Source organism: Neisseria sp. P0009.S007, assembly GCF_051962515.1.
The window spans coordinates 1-1,451 of sequence record NZ_JBQCVF010000328.1; the positions used below are offsets into that span (position 1 = coordinate 1).

The window sequence follows — 1,451 nt, forward strand, 5'->3', positions numbered from 1 at the left end:
TTGCCTGCAAAGTCAGCCAATGATTTCTCAGATAGGTCTGCTGCTACCAATGTGAAATCAGGTGCAACTTGGCCGATAGCGGGCAAATTGCCGTTTGTAGAAATAGGTGAGCCTTGGAAAGTAACTTGAGCCATGTTTCAGTCCTTATATCAGGGGGAAAATAGGATGGGCAGGATTTAGTAATGACGGCGACGGAAATAGAACATACCTTCGCTGTCAATTTCTAAAATATAGCGGCCGTTTTGGACGGCGGCATAACCGCTTTTGCCTTCGGTATAAGGCTGTAAAGCAGCGTGTGAAATCAGATAGTCGGTCAGTTTGCCGCCGTCTTGGGCAATATTGTCCACCATTTTTGCAAAGGCAGTGTGGCAGACGCCGTTGGCTGACCAGCCGGCTGAAACGCCTTTTTCATTTTTTTCCATGCATTGGCCGCTGATGACTTCTAAGTCGTTAGGGTGCTTGCCAATCAGATTGATGACGCCGCCCTCTATGCCGTTAATCGGATAGGTGCGTTGTTTTTTACCTTCTTTGGTTTCGCCTTCTTGTGCTGTACCCAAATCCAAACCGGCTATGGCTTGTTCATCGATGTATTTGACTTTAAAGGTAGGTTTGGGGGCATTGCCTGAAGCAGCATCATTGGCGGCAGTATCTTCAGACTTGCCGCCGCAGGCAGCCAATGAAAGGCTGAGCAAGATAAGAGGAAAGGTTTTTTTCATATCAGAAACCCTAGAAAAATGATTATATTTCAAATAATAAACGATATTATGGCCGTCTGAAATTTTCAGACGGCCTTACTATTATTATTTCAACGGACGAATACCTACTGCATCGCGGACTTTATCCAACAATTCGCGTGCTTCTTTACGCGCTTTTTGTGCGCCGGCCTGCAAAATATCTTCAATTTGAGAGGGTTTGGCTGTCAACTCATTGTAACGCTCGCGCGGTTCTGCGAGCTCGGTATTGATTTTTGCGCCCAAGAGTTTCTTGGCTTCGCCCCAAGCAAGGCCTTTGGCCAGCATTTGTGTGAACTCGGCAGTTTCAGACGGCGTAGAGAAGGCTTTGTAGATTTCAAACAGAGGACTTTCATCAGGCTGTTTCGGCTCGCCGGGCTCTTTCATGTTGGTGATGATTTTGTTAACCGATTTTTGGGTTTTCTTGTCGTTTTCCCAAAGCGGAATGGTATTGCCGTAGGACTTGGACATTTTGCGTCCGTCCAAGCCGACCAAGAGTTCGACGTTTTCGTCGATTTTTACTTCAGGCAGGGTGAAGAGTTCTTGGAAGCGGTGGTTGAAGCGGCCGGCAATATCGCGCGCCATTTCGACGTGTTGGATTTGGTCGCGACCGACTGGTACTTCATGGGCATTGAACATAAGGATGTCGGCAGTCATGAGGATAGGGTAGCTGTACAGGCCCATTTCCACGCCATGATCCAGATCTTCCTGACCGTTTTC

2 protein-coding genes and 1 pseudogene are annotated in these 1,451 nt (G+C 47.5%); all 3 read right to left on the minus strand.

The features are described 5' to 3' along the window. Positions 1-134, minus strand: a pseudogene (gene tpx, locus ACTHS3_RS12960) (thiol peroxidase); the annotation flags it as partial. A 42-nt stretch (positions 135-176) separates the two neighbouring features. Further along, positions 177-716 (minus strand): hypothetical protein, encoded by a 540-nt coding sequence (locus ACTHS3_RS12965; RefSeq protein WP_070625321.1) that lies wholly within the window; start codon positions 714-716, stop codon positions 177-179. Positions 717-800: 84 nt separating this feature from the next. Then, positions 801-1,451, minus strand: a 651-nt coding sequence (gene trpS / locus ACTHS3_RS12970; RefSeq protein ID WP_440368123.1) for a tryptophan--tRNA ligase, incomplete at its 5' end; no start/stop codon positions are given.

Coding starts and splice junctions, on each gene's coding strand:
- ACTHS3_RS12965 (WP_070625321.1), bottom strand. CDS start 716: ATGAAAAAAACCTTTCCTCTTATCTTGCTCAGCCTTTCATTGGCTGCC.